19 protein-coding genes are annotated in these 16,271 nt (G+C 47.9%); 15 read left to right on the top strand and 4 right to left on the bottom strand.

Annotated features, from left to right (window positions below; translation table 11 throughout):
• The first annotated feature begins 131 nt into the window (after positions 1-131).
• The 3 genes from AV656_RS11760 to AV656_RS11750 all read left to right on the top strand — a co-directional run bounded on the left by AV656_RS11760 (position 132) and on the right by AV656_RS11750 (position 2,295).
• A complete protein-coding gene (locus AV656_RS11760; protein WP_063182190.1) occupies positions 132-671 on the top strand; it encodes a GNAT family N-acetyltransferase in 540 nt (179 codons plus the stop codon).
• Between the two features lie 160 nt (positions 672-831).
• Complete coding sequence (locus AV656_RS11755) at positions 832-1,683, top strand: MBL fold metallo-hydrolase (RefSeq protein ID WP_063182188.1); 852 nt, start codon at positions 832-834, stop codon at positions 1,681-1,683.
• Between the two features lie 102 nt (positions 1,684-1,785).
• Positions 1,786-2,295: a GNAT family N-acetyltransferase gene (locus AV656_RS11750; protein ID WP_063182186.1), complete on the top strand. Its 510-nt coding sequence runs from the start codon at positions 1,786-1,788 to the stop codon at positions 2,293-2,295.
• Between the two features lie 71 nt (positions 2,296-2,366).
• Here AV656_RS11750 and AV656_RS11745 read toward each other — a convergent pair whose 3' ends face one another.
• Positions 2,367-2,558 (bottom strand): hypothetical protein, encoded by a 192-nt coding sequence (locus tag AV656_RS11745; RefSeq protein ID WP_082818728.1) that lies wholly within the window; start codon positions 2,556-2,558, stop codon positions 2,367-2,369.
• Positions 2,559-2,735: 177 nt separating this feature from the next.
• On the opposite strand from AV656_RS11745, the gene AV656_RS11740 reads away from it, so the two are divergent.
• The 3 genes from AV656_RS11740 to AV656_RS11730 are packed head-to-tail and all read left to right on the top strand — an operon-like array spanning position 2,736 to position 3,567.
• Positions 2,736-3,020 carry a hypothetical protein gene (locus tag AV656_RS11740; protein WP_063182987.1) on the top strand — a complete coding sequence of 95 codons (285 nt, stop codon included), beginning with the start codon at positions 2,736-2,738 and terminating at the stop codon, positions 3,018-3,020.
• Between the two features lie 13 nt (positions 3,021-3,033).
• Positions 3,034-3,279 (top strand): hypothetical protein, encoded by a 246-nt coding sequence (locus AV656_RS11735; RefSeq protein ID WP_063182182.1) that lies wholly within the window; start codon positions 3,034-3,036, stop codon positions 3,277-3,279.
• A 33-nt stretch (positions 3,280-3,312) separates the two neighbouring features.
• Positions 3,313-3,567 (top strand): hypothetical protein, encoded by a 255-nt coding sequence (locus AV656_RS11730; protein ID WP_063182180.1) that lies wholly within the window; start codon positions 3,313-3,315, stop codon positions 3,565-3,567.
• Between the two features lie 105 nt (positions 3,568-3,672).
• Here AV656_RS11730 and AV656_RS11725 read toward each other — a convergent pair whose 3' ends face one another.
• A complete protein-coding gene (locus AV656_RS11725; protein ID WP_231877297.1) occupies positions 3,673-5,496 on the bottom strand; it encodes a XylR N-terminal domain-containing protein in 1,824 nt (607 codons plus the stop codon).
• A gap of 292 nt (positions 5,497-5,788) precedes the next feature.
• Here AV656_RS11725 and AV656_RS11720 point away from each other — a divergent pair, with 292 nt between their 5' ends.
• From AV656_RS11720 to AV656_RS11710, 3 genes are all read left to right on the top strand, one after another.
• On the top strand, positions 5,789-6,268 hold the full coding sequence (locus AV656_RS11720; protein ID WP_063182176.1) for a flavin reductase family protein: 480 nt from the start codon (positions 5,789-5,791) through the stop codon (positions 6,266-6,268).
• Between the two features lie 16 nt (positions 6,269-6,284).
• Positions 6,285-7,112, top strand: a complete 828-nt coding sequence (locus tag AV656_RS11715) for an FAD synthetase family protein (RefSeq protein ID WP_063182174.1) — start codon at positions 6,285-6,287, stop codon at positions 7,110-7,112.
• Between the two features lie 180 nt (positions 7,113-7,292).
• Positions 7,293-8,105, top strand: a complete 813-nt coding sequence (locus tag AV656_RS11710) for an undecaprenyl-diphosphate phosphatase (RefSeq protein ID WP_063182172.1) — start codon at positions 7,293-7,295, stop codon at positions 8,103-8,105.
• 74 nt (positions 8,106-8,179) lie between these two features.
• Here the strand turns inward: AV656_RS11710 and AV656_RS11705 are convergent, their stop codons facing one another.
• Positions 8,180-8,557 carry a VOC family protein gene (locus tag AV656_RS11705; RefSeq protein WP_063182170.1) on the bottom strand — a complete coding sequence of 126 codons (378 nt, stop codon included), beginning with the start codon at positions 8,555-8,557 and terminating at the stop codon, positions 8,180-8,182.
• 160 nt (positions 8,558-8,717) lie between these two features.
• On the opposite strand from AV656_RS11705, the gene AV656_RS11700 reads away from it, so the two are divergent.
• The 6 genes from AV656_RS11700 to AV656_RS11675 all read left to right on the top strand — a co-directional run bounded on the left by AV656_RS11700 (position 8,718) and on the right by AV656_RS11675 (position 15,659).
• A complete protein-coding gene (locus AV656_RS11700; protein WP_063182168.1) occupies positions 8,718-9,179 on the top strand; it encodes an SRPBCC family protein in 462 nt (153 codons plus the stop codon).
• Between the two features lie 15 nt (positions 9,180-9,194).
• On the top strand, positions 9,195-9,590 hold the full coding sequence (locus tag AV656_RS11695; RefSeq protein WP_063182166.1) for a VOC family protein: 396 nt from the start codon (positions 9,195-9,197) through the stop codon (positions 9,588-9,590).
• Positions 9,591-9,813: 223 nt separating this feature from the next.
• Positions 9,814-10,914: a metallophosphoesterase family protein gene (locus AV656_RS11690; RefSeq protein WP_063182164.1), complete on the top strand. Its 1,101-nt coding sequence runs from the start codon at positions 9,814-9,816 to the stop codon at positions 10,912-10,914.
• A gap of 168 nt (positions 10,915-11,082) precedes the next feature.
• Complete coding sequence (locus tag AV656_RS11685) at positions 11,083-12,744, top strand: DUF262 domain-containing protein (RefSeq protein WP_063182162.1); 1,662 nt, start codon at positions 11,083-11,085, stop codon at positions 12,742-12,744.
• Positions 12,745-12,901: 157 nt separating this feature from the next.
• A complete protein-coding gene (locus AV656_RS11680; RefSeq protein ID WP_063182159.1) occupies positions 12,902-13,228 on the top strand; it encodes a nucleoside triphosphate pyrophosphohydrolase in 327 nt (108 codons plus the stop codon).
• Complete coding sequence (locus AV656_RS11675; RefSeq protein ID WP_063182156.1) at positions 13,221-15,659, top strand: DEAD/DEAH box helicase family protein; 2,439 nt, start codon at positions 13,221-13,223, stop codon at positions 15,657-15,659. The genes AV656_RS11680 and AV656_RS11675 overlap by 8 nt, the downstream gene beginning before the upstream one ends.
• A 32-nt stretch (positions 15,660-15,691) precedes the next feature.
• On the opposite strand, the gene AV656_RS11670 is transcribed toward AV656_RS11675, so the two are convergent.
• Entirely contained in the window at positions 15,692-16,204 is a 513-nt protein-coding gene (locus AV656_RS11670; RefSeq protein ID WP_063182154.1) for a hypothetical protein, read from the bottom strand.
• Positions 16,205-16,271 lie beyond the last annotated feature (67 nt).

The raw sequence follows: 16,271 nt of genomic DNA, 5'->3' as shown, positions 1-16,271 counted from the left end.
GATTTCTATGATTCCTACACACAGCGTGATGCCACGTCATCAAGCAATACAGCACAATGAAAAAATACATTAAAGACTACTAAAACTAGCTATACATCACAAAACTATATTTTCGAAAGTAGGGAAGAAAAATGATTGAATTAAGAAAGATTACCCATGATAATTTTGAGGCAGTGTTGAAGTTAAGCATAACAGACGAGCAGAAAGGAAATGTGGATTCCAGCATATATTGTTTGGCTAAAGCCTATGTAAAGATACTCAACGACGAAAAACCTCCTATGATCTTCGCTATATGCAACAATGATGAAGTCATAGGATATGTCGATATTGGATTTTACGAACTGGTGGAAGGTTCACTTTTACGTGAAAAATATGGAGATAAATCTACTTATGGACTTAATCGATTTATGATTGATAAAAAGCATCAAGGCAAAGGATTTGGCAAACAAGCAATGATGAAAGTAATTGATTACATAAAGTCGTTTCCACAAGGAAAAGCTGATGCAGTTGCTACATCATATTGGATGGTAAACGAAGCCGTCCGAAAGTTGTTTGCGTCTGTCGGTTTCGTTGAAACAGGAGCGATATGGGACGGACAAACAGGGGGTAATTGGAATGCAGAAAGAAAAGATATAGAGTATGCAGAAGTAGGTGCCAGACTTGGATTATAAAGCTAAGATGAAAATCTAACAACGTTCTATTTGTTGAACTTATCCAAAGCGACAAGGAGGTACAATCCAATGGTGAAGAAATAATAATAGAGAAAGTCTGACAATGTACATGTAGATTTTCTCTTCCATGAAATGAGTAAAATCAGAGAGGAAATTCAACATGTTAAATAGATATAGTGATGCCATTTATTATTTACCTCATGAAGATGATCGGGAACGGCCAACACTAGGATTGGTATGTGGTAACCGGTGTAGTCTGGTAATCGATTCTGGGAATTCTCCTCAGCATGCCCAGGACTTTTTATTGGAAGTTGAGAACTTAAATGTCCCGCCTGTTAAATATGTGGTCATTACTCATGCACATTGGGATCATATCCTGGGAATAAATGAATTTGTTGATGCAACGGTCATCGTGAATCATCAAACAAACGACATCATTAAAGAGTGGCAACGTTTTTCCTTTGACGATCGTTCACTACAGAAGTATGTGAATGCCCATCAGATGAGTCCTATGTGCATGAAGATCATACAAACTGAAGTGCCGAACAGGGAAAGTTTTCAGTTGAAATCTCCAGACGTCATCTTTGAACGCACCTTAACGATTGATCTGGGGGATAAGGTTTGCATCCTGGATAGGATGAATAGTACGCATACAGATGACTCCACAATCATTTATATCCCCGATGAAAAGGTTGTGTTTTTGGGTGATGGTGCTTATGGAACCACTACGGATTCCTTATTTCACTACAACCAATCCATGCTAATGCTCATGATTAAAGACATTCAAAAATATGATGCGGAAGCGTTCCTGCTTGGCCATGAATCTATATGCGATTTAAAGGAAATGAATATCTATTGGGAAGAGTTAACAACAGCAAGCGAAGTTGTAACGTCCACTTCACTGAAAGATTCGTTAGAGTCCTTTAAGGCAAAACACAATAGGGAGCCTAACGATCATGAACGATTTTTTATAAAAGCTTTCATAAACGACCAAATGATCCAATCATTATAAACTTGATAAGACATCCAGGTAGCCATCTCATTAAAAGTACAAATGGGGTGGCTTTTAATGCGCTTATGATCTCTTTACAAACTGATAATGGGGGTGAAGAAAATGAAAAGCTCTATTTTAAACGGTTATGAAGTCTCTCTGGCAACCAGTAGAAAATCAGACCAAATCATAGGTCTATTGAAAGATGTTGCGAAATGGCTTCAGGAACAGAAGGTTGACCAATGGGGGTTCCTGGCTGGCGGAGGGGAAGACGAAGAAATCAGACAAGCGATCCAGAGAAAAGAAACCTTCATCGTCAGAAGGGATCGAGAGGTTGTGGGTACCTTTACATTGTGTCAAGAACAAAGTTGGTGGGATCAACATACTTGGGGAAAGTTAAATGATGAAGCCATCTACCTTCATCGATTAGCCTTAAAACGTTCTGAAATCGGTTCTGGCTTGGGTAAGGTTGTTCTCAAATGGTTGGAAACTGATCTGAAGAATCAGGGGAAACGCATCCTAAGATTGGATTGTGTAGGAGAGAACTTAAAATTAAACGATTTTTATCTATCCAATGGTTTTCATAAAGTGGGTGAGAATGACGGACATTCTTTGTATCAAAAGGACTTATAAAGATGTAGACCGTACAAATGAAAAAACTGTAGACAGGGAGGGAAGACCTCGCCTTGTCTACAATTTAAAAGTTATGATTCGTGCGCACGATCAGGCTTCATTAACTTGACGCCATTGGAAATGATCCCGATCAATCCGGTTACTACAAATAAACAAGCCACGAATAATGTTGTTGCTGAAAGCGATTCAGTGAGCAAACGAAGCATTCCTGCAAAAGTAATCAGCAAGCTGCCGATGAAGGCAATCCCTGTTTTAGTCAACACTCTGACCCCTCTTTCCCCCAAATTCTAAAGTAATGTTAACACAATCGTTGTTGGACGTTAACTCAAAGTAGTACATAAAATTGAAATAGGAAACTTAAGAGCAAGTCCGAACGTCCGGATTTCCAGGGTGTCTTCCAGCATATGGAGGCGTATATATTAAAAAATGGGGATGTAGCCATGTGGATCATAGTAGGGGTTGTTGCGATAGCCGCAACGTTTACAAATCTTTATCTGTATCAAGCAGGTAAAGACTATAAGCTTGCCATGGCGGCGGGATTATCGTTCACGGCATTAACGCTATGTGCAGAATACAGCCTGGTATCCGAATGGGTAAACGCAGAAGATTGGGCAGCTCTGATGGATGTCGTGCCTGGTATGGAAAGGGCATTATGGGTACTGACCATCGTTTCGATCTTGCTGAATATCGCACCGGTTCTTTTGGAGCTAAAAGGCAAGAGATAATGGGGGTGTTGGTATGAAGAAAGATATTAAGATTGGCTATCGGGAACTGGATGCCAAGGGAAAGTTCATTCGTACGATTTGGGGTGGCGCTTTAGCTCTAGCATTTCTTTACTGGGTTGTTGCCGCTGCGGAAGCCCATCGAGATTTCGATAATGTATTTCTCAGAGTGTGGTTTCCACTCATAGCCACTCTACTTGTTATTGGTGACATGGTTCATTCATATAGAAAGTGGAAAAAAGAAGAGAAATCTAAACAATAAGATCCTGGAGTCCGGGGCGAAGGGGGAACTGCAATGAGGAAATACTTGGGTATCTTATCTATAGCCATTTTGGTTGTTACTTTTATCATTTTACAATCGCTTGTCGGGAAAGATATCGGGGCCTCATGGGTCTTTATTATTTTGATTGGATACTCGGCAGCGGTTCTGGCTTCTTGGTATAGCGAAAGAGGTTTTTGGCGGAAAGTATCAGCCGCTATCTTGATTGTGCTTCCGGCAGGATATTTAATCATTCTTGCGATGTTTATGCTCGGAATGAATGGTTTTTAATCTCACTCAATTTTGCAGGGGATATTGGTGAATCTCTTCTTTGCAGCAGACTTGTTCCCGTAGCCAAAAGCCTGCCGACCCTCGTGATCGGCAGGCTTTCATATTTCAGATTTTTCCTTTCGCTTTCAGCACGTTCAGCGCCATGTAGACGGAAAACAGCCGTTTGGTGTCGTCGAGTTCCACATCAAGCAGTTCGCTGATTTTGCCGAGACGATAGCGCAGGCCGCTGATCGACATGGAGATGGCTTTGGCGGTGGCATTGATGTTCATGCCGTTTTCGATATAGTCGCGGAGCGTGGTGATCAGCTCCAGGCTTTTGTCTTCCTCCAGCAGCGTGCCGAGCTGGTTGTCGACGAATCGATCCAGTGTCTTTTCGTTGGAGATCTGGAAGAGGATGCTTTCCACCCCCAGTTCCTCGTAGTACAAGATCCACTTGTCGTCGCTTTTCGCATTCAAAGCCGTCAGTGTCTCGCTGTACAGGACAGGGAGCTCCTCGAGGCTGTCCGCCACGGAGCTTGCGCCGACGTAAAAGCTCTCGCCCTTGAACCGCTTTTCGCAGTGTTTCAGCAGTTTGTTGATGAAGGTCGTCCGGTCGGCAAAGCAGTTCAGGCAGCTGGAGTAGTCAATGACAATGAGGATGTTCCCGGAGCGGTGGGAGACGATGGCAGTAATGCCCCGCTCCTTGAGGAACAGGTTCAGGTGGCGGAGGAGCTTTTCGCTGATTTCCACTTCCGTTCTCAAGTCGGTTTCGTCGATGTTCCGTTCGAGCGTCAGCATCCAGTAGTCCGACTCCAGGTCCAGCTCCAGGTAACGCGCAACCTGATACAGCTCCTCCTTGTCCATCTTTTCATCCAGGATATCGTTCAGAAAGCTCCGCCTGATGTTCTGTTCCGTCTGCAGCTTGATGTTCTCGTTCATCAGGATGATGGAGGAGGTGAGTGACGCCTGGTCGATGATCATGCGCTCCAGTTCAGTGGGCTCCTCGCCGTTTTGGTAGACGAACGAGCAGAACCCCTTGATCTCGTTTTCAAAGAGGATGGGGGTCCTGAGAATTCCCCTGCCGTGGGAAAGCTGCGTGAAGCAGGTTGTGTCCGTACCGAGCGCCTTCAGGTCCAGGTTGAGTTCGATGTCACCGGAGCGGGAAATGACCCGGTGCTTTTCGTCCTCGATGAATGTCGGCAGCCCGGTCGTCCCGTAAAGCAGTTCCGTGATCTTATGGAGTTCCTGCTTGGACAGAAGCTCCTTGATCAGCTGTTTGTGGATATCATTGGCCTTCGTCAGGTAGTCCCGTTCCGTTTTCAGCTTGGCCGTGACCTCGTCCAGTTCCTTGATCATGCTTGAAGATTGGTAATAACGGTATTCGTTCCGGTCCTCTTCATCCCATTTCTCGACGGGCATGCAGACGATCTCGCAGCGCTCGTGTCCCATCGCCTCGCACTTCGTTTCTTTCACGAGAATCGGTTTCTGCAGGGCGGTGGACAGGTAGCCGCTCGCGTATCCGCACAGCGTGTGGCATACGGGCTCATCGCTCAGTTGCTTCGTCTGCTTGTATTCATCCGCCTCGTACGACTTGGACCAGAGCGCCTTTACGTACTCAACATGGCCGGCTTCATCGAACCGGATGTCGTCCACGATGACCTCATCCAGATAACCGTGGATGACGTGGAACTTGGGGCCGGCTTCGACGAGTTCCGTTTCGTCCTTCCACTCGAAGTTCCTGACCTTTTCGCCCTCGCTCACACCCGTGTGCCAGCCGTACCGGATAAACACGCCTTTTGCCCGATCTTCCCCGATGCTTGCGACCAGTTCCCGCTTCAGGGCGGACAGCGCCGTCACGGGAATGCTGATCAGCCTGTCATGGAAAATCTTCATCGTCTGATCCGTGGGTAGCTCAAACACATCACGAAGTCTCGCTTTGTTCGCCATCATTTTCAATCGATCCACTCCTTTGATCTGAACGCTCTGACTGGCAACTTTCGAAGGAATTCGTGTGTTTCATACGAAATATCCGTCCGAATTGGTACTTATCATAGGTAACCGACGACGTTCTAAAGTGGTAGGGTATATGTAATCTATTCAGAGTCCTTAATCTATCGGAGTATTTGGTAGCGGTTACATGATTATAGTCCGGGGAATATTTTTTTACAATCGGTTGTCTGTATATTTAAAATGTTGAGTATTTAGTCTTATAGGTTCTGACCAACTCAAGGAGGGGATCGTCATGGATGATCGTCAGTTCAGAAATGCAATGGGGAAATTCGCCACTGGAGTCAATGTGATTGCGACGGAGACGGATGGGGAAGCGTTCGGCATGACCGCCAACGCGTTCATGTCCGTGTCACTCGATCCAAAGCTGATCGTGATTTCGATCGGCCATCAGGCCAAAATGCTGGAGCGGATCCGCCAAAGCGGAAAGTTCTCGGTGAACGTCCTTTCCTGTGAACAGCAGGAGGTGTCCATGATCTTCGCCGGCCAGAAAACGACCGAAGAGAAGTTCGAATTCGAGCGACTCGGGGACACGCCGGTCGTGAAGGACGCGCTTTGCCAGCTGTCGTGCGAAGTCTACAACGAGCACACAGAAGGGGACCATGTGCTCTTTATCGGCAAAGTGAATGACATGACGCTGGTGGACGGGGATCCGCTCATCTTCAACTGCGGCAAGTACCGCCGACTGGAAGAATTCGCAGAAGCCGTCCAGTAAGGAAGGGGTGAGTGGTATGGAAATCATCGTCCTGAACGATGGCAATCTCGCGGACTGGCAGGAAAAAGCCAGACGAAACGTTATCGCGCTCGGCTTTTTCGACGGCGTGCACAAAGGGCATCAGAAAGTCATCGAAACGGCGAGGCGTGAGGCGGAGCGGGCGGGCGTTCCGCTGGATGTGATGAGCTTCTTTCCTCATCCGAAGACGGTGCTGTCCGGCGGCAAGGTCAAGGTGGACTACCTGATTCCGCTGGAGGAAAAGGCTAGGCTGCTGGAAGAGATGGGCGTCGACCGGTTTTATATTGTCACGTTCACAAAAGCCTTTGCATCGCTGAGCCCTGAGGCTTATGTGGAACAGTACCTCCTGACGTTCGGCACGGACCACGCAGTCGCCGGCTATGACTTTTCCTACGGCTTCAAGGGAGAAGGAACGATTGACCGCCTGCATGCAGATTCGGGCGGCCGGATCGGAGTGTCCAAGGTGGAGGAAGTCCAGTACCGCCGCGAGAAGATCAGCTCGACCCGCATCCGTGCAGCGATCCTGGGCGGACGGATTGCAGAAGTGAAGCAACTGCTCGGCAGATGCTACACGACCCGCGCCGAAGTATCAGGAGACTGCCTGTCTCTCAAGGAGTATTACATGCTGCCCCAGAGCGGCATCTATAACGTCCGGATCGGCACGGGGAGCGCGTGGCACGACTCCCAGATCTATGTGGACAGTGAAGAGCAGACCATCTCATTCATGAAGCAGTGCTTGCTGAAACAGATCGACCAACAGGAAATCGCCATCGAGTGGGAGAGTCGGGTGGCCACCCATTCCCTCTATGAACCGGTGGCGCAATAGCCCGGAGACCGGTTCAAGGCCACCTTCGGAAAGCTCGGCGAAGTCGAAGTCTCGTTTTACTGAGAAGTCTAGAAGTGAATAGTGCGTAAAAGAAAAGCCTTCGGATGCCGAAGGCTTTTCGTAGTTTCATCCTCCGGCCATGTTGTATAAAATGGGAAGAGGCTTTACAAGGAGGACAACATGGAAACAGATTTAATTCTCATTATCAAAATGATTGTGATCGGGCTCGTCCAGGGCTTTACCGAACCGATTCCGGTATCGTCCAGCGGGCATGTCATGGTGGCAAGCGAACTGCTCGGGCTGGGGGAACAGGGATTCACATTTGCGATCCTGACCAATACCGCATCGCTGCTTGCAATCCTGTTTATCTACCGGCAGGACATAGTTCGGCTTGCGGTCAACTCATTGCAGTATCTGAAGACGAAAAATGACCGATACAAGAGTGACTTCCGCTTTGTCTGCTTTATCGTCATCGGGACGATTCCGGCAGGGACCCTCGGCTTTTTGCTGAGCGACTATATCGCGGAAAACGTCAGCATGACGACAATCGCCATCATGCTGTTCATTACGGGGATCGCCCTGTGGCTGATCCGCAATATGAAAGGGACCAAAGGCGAAAGCGACCTCACAGTAAAGGACGCAATCGCGGTCGGCTTCGGTCAGGCCGTGGCACTGACACCGGGAATCAGCCGTTCGGGTGCGACAATCATCACCTCGATCGCCGTCGGCATGAAGCAGGAAACCGCACTCCGGTTCTCGTTCATGCTCTACATCCCCGTGAGTCTCGGTGGCCTCGTACTGGGCGTAGGTGATTTTATGGATGAACCGAACAAAGCGGACCTGATGATCCCTTACCTTGCCGCATTTGTCGCCACCCTGTTCATGACCTACTTTGCACTGAAGTGGTTCATGGGCGTCATGAAAAGCGGGAAGCTCGTGTACTTTACATACTATTGCTTCATCGCCGGGATTCTGCTGCTGATCTTTTTCTGATAGAAACTAAAAAAGGAAGTCTCTTCGAGCGGCCTGATTGTCAGGCGTTTCGGAGGGACTTCCTTTTCTTTGGATTATTTCTTCTCCATCACCGCAAAGTAGTTGTCTTCAAAGTCGGAAAAGTTAAAGACTCTGCCCGATGGCATCTCGACGATTTCCCCGACGGTCGTTTTCTCCTTCAGATCACGGTGCAGTTGATCGAAATTGTCCGTAAAGAACATGAGGGAAGGTGTGCCCAAGTTCAAGCCGGGTGACATTTTTGCAACGAACTCCTTGTCGTGAAGGATGATGCTCGTTTCCGCGTCTTTGGTTGGCGCGATTTCAATCCATCGCACCCCCTGCTGAATGTTCTCCTCCGCGATCACGGCAAACCCCAATTGCTCCGTCCAGAATTTCACGGACTCGTCCTGGTCATTGACATACAGCATGATCTGGCCGACTTTACTGATCATTGATCGTTCACCCCTTAATAGGAAGACTGTGGATGAAATTCTGGATAGGAAAGCAGAATTCCTTCTTATTTAAAATTGCTCACATCGAAAGGGCATCATCCATCCGAAGTCGAACATAAACCCATGTAAGAAGTGGGGACTGGTCCGAGGAGGGACAGCATTGAGTATTCAGTTCGAAGTGCAGCGGGAAGTCCGTGTGCCGAAGGAGCGGCTGTATGCCGCGCTGCTGGACCTGGAGGCCGCGGAACATTGGATGCAGGGACTCGTCCGGATGGAGCGTCAGGACACGGGCCCGATGCAGGAAGGCAGCAGCTGGATTGAGACGAGGAAGATGTACGGAAGAGAGGCGTCTGAACATTTCGAGGTCGTGGAACTCAAAGCGCCTGAGAAGATCAGGCTCCGCGTAGACGGAACAAAAGGCGCATCGGATAAGGGGGAATACCGCTTCACGTACACCGTTGAGGAATCCGGCGATGCCTCCACTGTCACATTAAACGGCGAGATCCGGGGACTTACCGGCCTCACGAAGCTGTTCGTCAGGATGATGGTCTCGACCTTCGGCAAGGCCTGTGCCAAAGACCTGGACTCACTGAAGGAACACTTGGAATCCAAACAGGACTAGGAAGGGGAATGAAAAATGGGCAGACCGATTCACTTTGAAATCCACGTTGACGACATGGTGCGGGCTAAGACGTTTTACGGAGAGGTATTTGGATGGACGTTCGAGGACTGGAGCGAATACGCCGGCATGCCGTACTTCGGTGCCGTGACCGGGGACAAGGACGAAATGGGCATCAACGGCGCACTCATGCAGCGCCAAGGACCGCCGCCGTCTGCTGGCCAGCCCCTCAACGGATTCGCCTGCACGCTCGGCATCGAGGACTACGACTCCACGGAAGAGAAGATTCTCGCAAACGGCGGCACCGTCGCCCTCGCAAAACACGCCCTCCCCGGAATGGCCTGGCAGGGCTACTACACCGACCCGGAAGGCAACCTCTTCGGGATTCATCAGACGGATGAGAATGCGAAATAACAACCGTTATCAAACCGCCGGAGAGCTTCGGCGGTTTTTCTTATTCCGGTTTAAGCCAATCTTCTCCACAGATCAGATGTTTAACAAAAGTTTATACCCAGTTAACAATCTATCAACACAGCTTACCTACACTAGAGCGAGAAGAAATGCCAAATCATGGAGGGTAGGTGAAATGGGTACCAAGCCTGTCTAACACTACATACATAGGAAAGAGGGATTGATCATGAAGTGGAAATCGCTGGCCGGCATTATCGCCATTGCCTGTGCATTCGTATTGATGACGACAAGTTTCATCAACCCTTCGGTCGAGGGGAAGACGAACGAGAACAAGAAACTGCAGTTCAACGCTGACGGCAACTATAAGATTGTTCAGTTCAACGATATTCAGGATGACGAGGAGATCGATCCCCGGACAATCGAACTGATGGAAACGGTGCTGGATGCGGAAGAGCCGGATCTGGCCATCCTGAACGGGGACATGATGAATGCGGACATCGACACGGAAGAAGAGGTCAAGCAGGCCATTGAAAACATGGCGAGACCGATGGAAGACCGCGGTGTCCACTGGGCCGTAACATTCGGCAACCACGATGAAGACCACACGCCGAAGACCGGCATGACCGAAGCGGATATGCTGGATGTCTACATGTCGTATGAACACAACGTAAACAAGCCGGGCCCTAACGATGTCACTGGAACCGGCAACGCATCGATCGAAATCAAGAACGCCAAGAACACGGAGACGGCATTCAACGTCTGGCTGTTCGACAGCGGCCGCTATGCACCGGAACAGATCGAAGAACAGGACTTCAAAGGCTACCAGACATGGGACTGGCTCCGCCACGACCAGGTTCAGTGGTACTACAAGACTTCAGAAAAGCTGGAGCAGACAACCGGACACAAAGTTCCGTCACTCGCATTCATGCATATTCCGCTTCCGGAGTTTGAGTATATGTGGTATGCCAGCCCATCCGATCGGACAGATGAAAGCAATCAGAAAGCAGTGGAGAAACACAACCTCGTCGGTGAGAAGAACGAATGCGTCTGCACCGGACCATTCAACAGCGGCATGTTCGCCGCCATGCTGGAGCGCGGCGACGTACAAGGCGTCTTCTCCGGCCATGACCACATCAACACCTACGTCGGCGACTACTACGGCATCAAACTCGGCTATGCAGGAAGCGCCGGATTTGGCTCTTACGGCCTCGGCGGCGAGGAAAACGACCGCCTCCGTGGCGCACGCGTCTTCCACCTCGATGAAAACGCAGAAGGGGTCCTGGTCGACACTAATATGGTCTTCGCAAGGGACTTTGGAATTCAATGATCTGACTTTCAACTGAATAGGACTATGAAAAAACCGCCAAAACCCGGCGGTTTTTTAAATGGTTGGAGATAAGTGGGATTAACCATCAAAAGCTATAAATATTTAATGTCTAGATTTAATGATATACAATTAAGGTACCAATATTCTAAAAGAAGGAGGACTTTAACAATGGCTATACAAAATTATGCTTTTAAATCAATAGGATCTTTTTTGCAGGATAATACATATTATATACCGGATTACCAAAGAGAATATTCTTGGGAAGAATCTCAAGTTGAAGACTTTTGGAATGATCTCAAGACACTTAGAGAGTACAACGAAGAGGAGCATTTCTTTGGTCAGATTGTTGTTCAGGATGAAAAAGAAGAAAAAACAAGCAAGAAGTTTATTATTGACGGGCAACAAAGGAGCATTACTTCAGTTATCTTTTTAAGTGCACTTAGTGAGGTGTGTAACAGCCTTGACGAGCAAGGGTGTTTTGAAGCTCAGGAAATAGTTGAAGACATTAAAATCAAGTATATCGGCCGTTGGAGTCCGAATAACGACAGGCTGCAACTAAGAATTGCTAATAGTGATAATGAGTTCTTTAGAGCATTCGTACAAACGAGAAGTACTGTTGCGCCTGATGTACAACCTTTGACCAAAGCACAAAAAAGAATTGAAAAGTCATACAAATATCTGTTGAACCAATTGAATAGCGAAATTGAAGGACTAAACCCTGATGAAAGTTTCTTAATCATTAACGAATATTATAAGAGTTTCATAAATGGATTTAAGGTTATGTATGTGGAAACAACATCACTTGAAGAGGCTTTTATAATTTTTGAATCGCTAAACGCACGAGGAAGAGGCCTAGAGACATCTGATCTCTTAAAGAACCATCTTTTTAAAGTATCCAAAGCTCAAATAGATACTGTGAAGAGAAAATGGGAGTCCATGGTTAATAACTTAGATGGGAACGATGCAACGAGATTTATTCGTTACTATTGGAATTCAAGAGAAGAATTCGTGCGTACCCAAAACTTATACAAACGTATGAAGAATCAAATCAACAGCCCGGGAGAAAGTTTAAAAATCGTAACCCACTTGGACAAACTTGCACCAGTTTACAATTCTATAAGCCAAAAAGACGGCGTAACTGTGTTTAATAGTGAAAAACTAAATGAGACTATAAAGAATTTGAAGGTGTTTGGTGCTAGCTCGTACTATCCTATTGTATTAGCGATGTATAACAAGGATTGGGATGAGGAACATATGTTGAAAGTTCTTGGCCAAATTGAAATCCTTATCTTTAGAAATATCATCATCGCCAGCAACGTTGCAAATAAGTATGAAGTACTGTTTGCCGGTTGGGCAAGAGGAATAGCAAATGATGAATTAGGAGTCACAGACATTGTTAATAGGATTAACAAAGAGAAGATATCTGATGAAGAATTTTCTTCTTACATGGAACGGCTAGTAATCAAAAACAAACCAATTATACGTTATATCTTCTCTAAAATTAATTCCTTATATTCGAGTGGTGAGACCATTATTTCCACCTCGGAAAATGTGCATATTGAGCATATCATGCCAGTTAATCTGAGTGATGAGTGGTCTATTGAAGAAGAAACTCACCAAGAAAATCTATGGAAATTAGGGAACCTGACTTTATTGGGCAAAGAATATAACAAGAAAATACAAAACAAAGGGTTTAGCACGAAGAAACAAATGTACAAAGATAGCGAGATATCTATCACAAGGCAATTGTTGAACTATGAGGACTGGGATGTTTCCACAATTGAACAAAGGCAATCTGGATTAAGAGAAGATGCAATGAGGATCTGGTAATAAAGTTAGAAGGAAGGTGTCATTCCAAAAAACCGCTGGGAACCCCGGCGGTTTTTTCTTTGCTAAACCGCGATACATGAGCACATCCCGCCCCCTGAACTGGAAAACATTTATAATAGAAAGAGACAAAGCAGTTCAAAGAGGAGGACAATGAACCATGCCCATCCACAACAAACTCGTACGTGACCGGATTCCGGAAATCATCAAACTTGCAGGTAAGGAACCAAAGACTAGAATTCTGAACGATGATGAATACATGCAAGAACTCAGGAAAAAAATCGGTGAAGAATACGAGGAATATCTAGCGGCTGAAAACGCCGTCGCAGCTGTCGAAGAACTCGCCGACATGCTCGAGCTCATCTACGCAACTGCCGCCGCACACGGCGCCACACCGCACCAACTGGACATGATCCGTGAGGAAAAAGCCAAAAAGCGGGGCGCGTTTGATGAGAAGGTTTATCTGAATGAGGTAGTGGATGACTAAGCTGCAACTCATCACGTCCGAGCTTATCCGGCATCTTGAAAAACTGTCGGGTGATGCAAGGGAGATCCACTGGATGACCGCCTTCACGATGAAGTCGGGCGTTCAGAAGGTGCTGCCGTTATTGAGGGCATCTCTGGAGAGAGGCACTTCGATCAAGCTGCTGACGGGGGACTATCTGTATATCACTCAACCAGATGCATTGGAACTGTTGCTTAAAGAACTTCCAGAAGCCGAAATCAGGATATGGAAGAGCGGCGGGGCAAGCTTTCACCCAAAGGCCTACCTGTTTCGCGGCAGAGAGGAAAACCATCATCTCATCGTCGGCTCATCGAATCTGTCGAAGTCCGCGCTGACTTCAGGAGTCGAGTGGAATCTGCTTGCTCCGTCACTAGCAGATGACCAGGCGTTCGAAGAGGCGGAAGATCAGTTCATGAAGCTGTTTTATGATGAATCTACCGTCCCGCTAAATTTAGAAACCCTTGCTGAGTACAAGGAGAATCACCGGGAAGCCAATCTTCAGCGGCCATTCAGCGCAGCCTGGTCAGCGGAAGAAGAGACCGAGATGATGCTCGGGCCGGGGGAATCGCAGGAAATCGCAGAAACTGGTGTTGGCTATGAAACAAAGCCAGCCTCAGCCGAACCACTGCAGCCCCGTCCTGCTCAGCAGATGGCATTGGACGCACTTGAAGCAACGATAGAAGAGGAATACGATCGGGCGATGGTCGTGCTCGCAACCGGGCTTGGCAAGACGTACCTTGCGGCCTTTTTTGCACGGAAGTTCAAGAGGGTTCTCTTTATCGCACACCGCGAAGAAATTCTCCGGCAGGCACAACGATCCTTTCTGCATGTTCATCCGGAAAAGACCACCGGTTTCTTTAATGCTGCTGAAAAAGAAACGGAAACTGACTTTGTCTTTGCTTCCGTCTACACACTCGGCAGCCTCCATAACATGGAGCGGTTCAACCCGGATGACTTTGATCTGATTGTCGTCGATGAGTTTCACCATGCCGCGGCACCTACATATGAACGCGTTCTTGACTACTTCAATCCGGAGTTCCTGCTTGGCATCACCGCCACGCCGGACAGGATGGACAACAAGGATGTTTATGCAATCTGCGGCGGGAATGTCGCCATCTCAATTCACTTCCTGGAGGCGATCGAGCGGGGTTGGCTTGCTCCGTTCCGGTATTACGGTGTCTATGACGACACCGACTACTCGCAGATTACCTGGCGGGGAACCCGTTATGACGAAGAGGAACTGCTCACCGTTCAGCTTCGGGAAGACTTTGCTCAAAAGATCTACGAAGGATACATGGAGCACAGGGAGACCCGGACGATAGTGTTCTGCTCGTCTGTCCGCCAGGCCACTTTCATGAACGACTTCTTTCGTAAAAAGGGAATTCGCTCGATGGTGCTGCACGGGCAGACACCAAGAGAAGAACGGCGGAAAGCGACCGCTCGGCTTGAAGCTGGCGAGTTGGAAGCTGTCTTTACCGTTGACTTGTTCAATGAAGGTGTCGACATCCCGAGAGTAGATACACTACTGTTCATCCGTCCGACCGAGTCGCTCACCGTCTATACTCAGCAGATCGGCCGCGGGCTTCGGCTGGCTGACGGCAAGTCGCACTGTGTCATCATCGACTTTATCGGCAACTACCGGAATGCAGACGTGAAGCTCGAAGTCTTCGATGAAACAGGCGAGTATGGGGAAAAGCGGGGACGCTTTGCAGAACCGGCCGTGCCGGAAGTCTGTGAGTTCAATTTGGACCTTCAGGTCATCAACCTCTTAAAGGAAATGGCACAAAAACGCGCACCCCGAAAGGACGCGCTTATTGCAGCCTATTATGAACTGAAACGAGAATTCGGCCGCCGCCCGGACTACCTGGAGTTTCACTTGCAGGCAGACGCCGACTCCAGGTCCGTGAAGCAGGAATTTGGAAGCTATTTCGGTATGCTGGCCTATGCTGGAGAGTTGAGAGAAGAGGAACTCCGAGTCTGGGAGACGTTTAAGGACTGGTTCATCGAAGTCGAGAAAACCGGTATGAACAAGAGCTATAAAATGGTCGTTTTACTCTATATGCTTTCAAGAGGTTCTAAACATTGGACAGATCCCGTCACGCCTGAGGAAGTTGCGCCGTTCTTTCAGCGGTATCTCACCACGAAGGAATACCGGAAAAGGGCTGATCTTAGTGATAAAACAGGCAAACGTCTGATTGAATATGATGAGAAAAGAACTGCGGATCTTATAGCCAAGATGCCAATGACCAAGTGGAGCGGAAGCGAGAAGGCAGGAAAGGTTTTGTTCGAGGACAATCACTTCTCGATCCAGCTGCCACTGTCTAACGCAGAACAATCCGCTCTTCTTCATCACTGGACCGAACAGATTACGACTTATCGGCTGCATGAGTATTTTGAGCGAAAGACCAGATAAAGCGGGCGTCCAGAATACTCGGATGTCCGCTTTTAGTCAATTTCTGGTCTTATTCCCCATGCATCCACAATGCTTGAGTAGAAAAAGAGCGGATTTTTGGAATTGGGATGATACGTAGAATTTCGGAGCAACGTTTCCCTGATTTCATTCGAGGTGTCCTTACCCGGTACGTAAAGCCTCGGATAGTCGAGCATTAGGTGCTGTCTGATTTCCTCAACTGTGGCAAGTCCACCGCGATGCTTGAGGATTTCAACCAGCAGGCGGAGCGGCAGTTCATCCGGCCAAATGCTCCAGAGGCCGGACCCGATTCCCTTAGGGGCATAGAAAAGGTCGTAGCTGTCCCATCTGAATGTGCCCCTGAAGATTTCACAGTCGCTCGAATGGCGGTAAATGATGTTCCGGATGATGGCTTCCTCATCCTGATAGTGCCGGATGGCCGGTTCATGGTTGCGGACGTATGTATAGATATCGTCCAGATGGCAGATGGGTCCGTTGGTACGGATAACCTCTTGGATGGCAGTCAGGATGGCTTGCTGGTTGGACATGAGGGAGTTTCTCCTTTGCTACGAAGGATTTGGTGGTCGTCTAATGTCCATTATATCTGAAATCTCC

The sequence above is a fragment of the Bhargavaea cecembensis genome, from assembly GCF_001619585.1.
Taxonomy (GTDB): domain Bacteria; phylum Bacillota; class Bacilli; order Bacillales_A; family Planococcaceae; genus Bhargavaea; species Bhargavaea cecembensis_A.
Note: the sequence above shows the minus strand (reverse complement) of the source record. Positions and strands in the feature narration are given on the sequence as shown.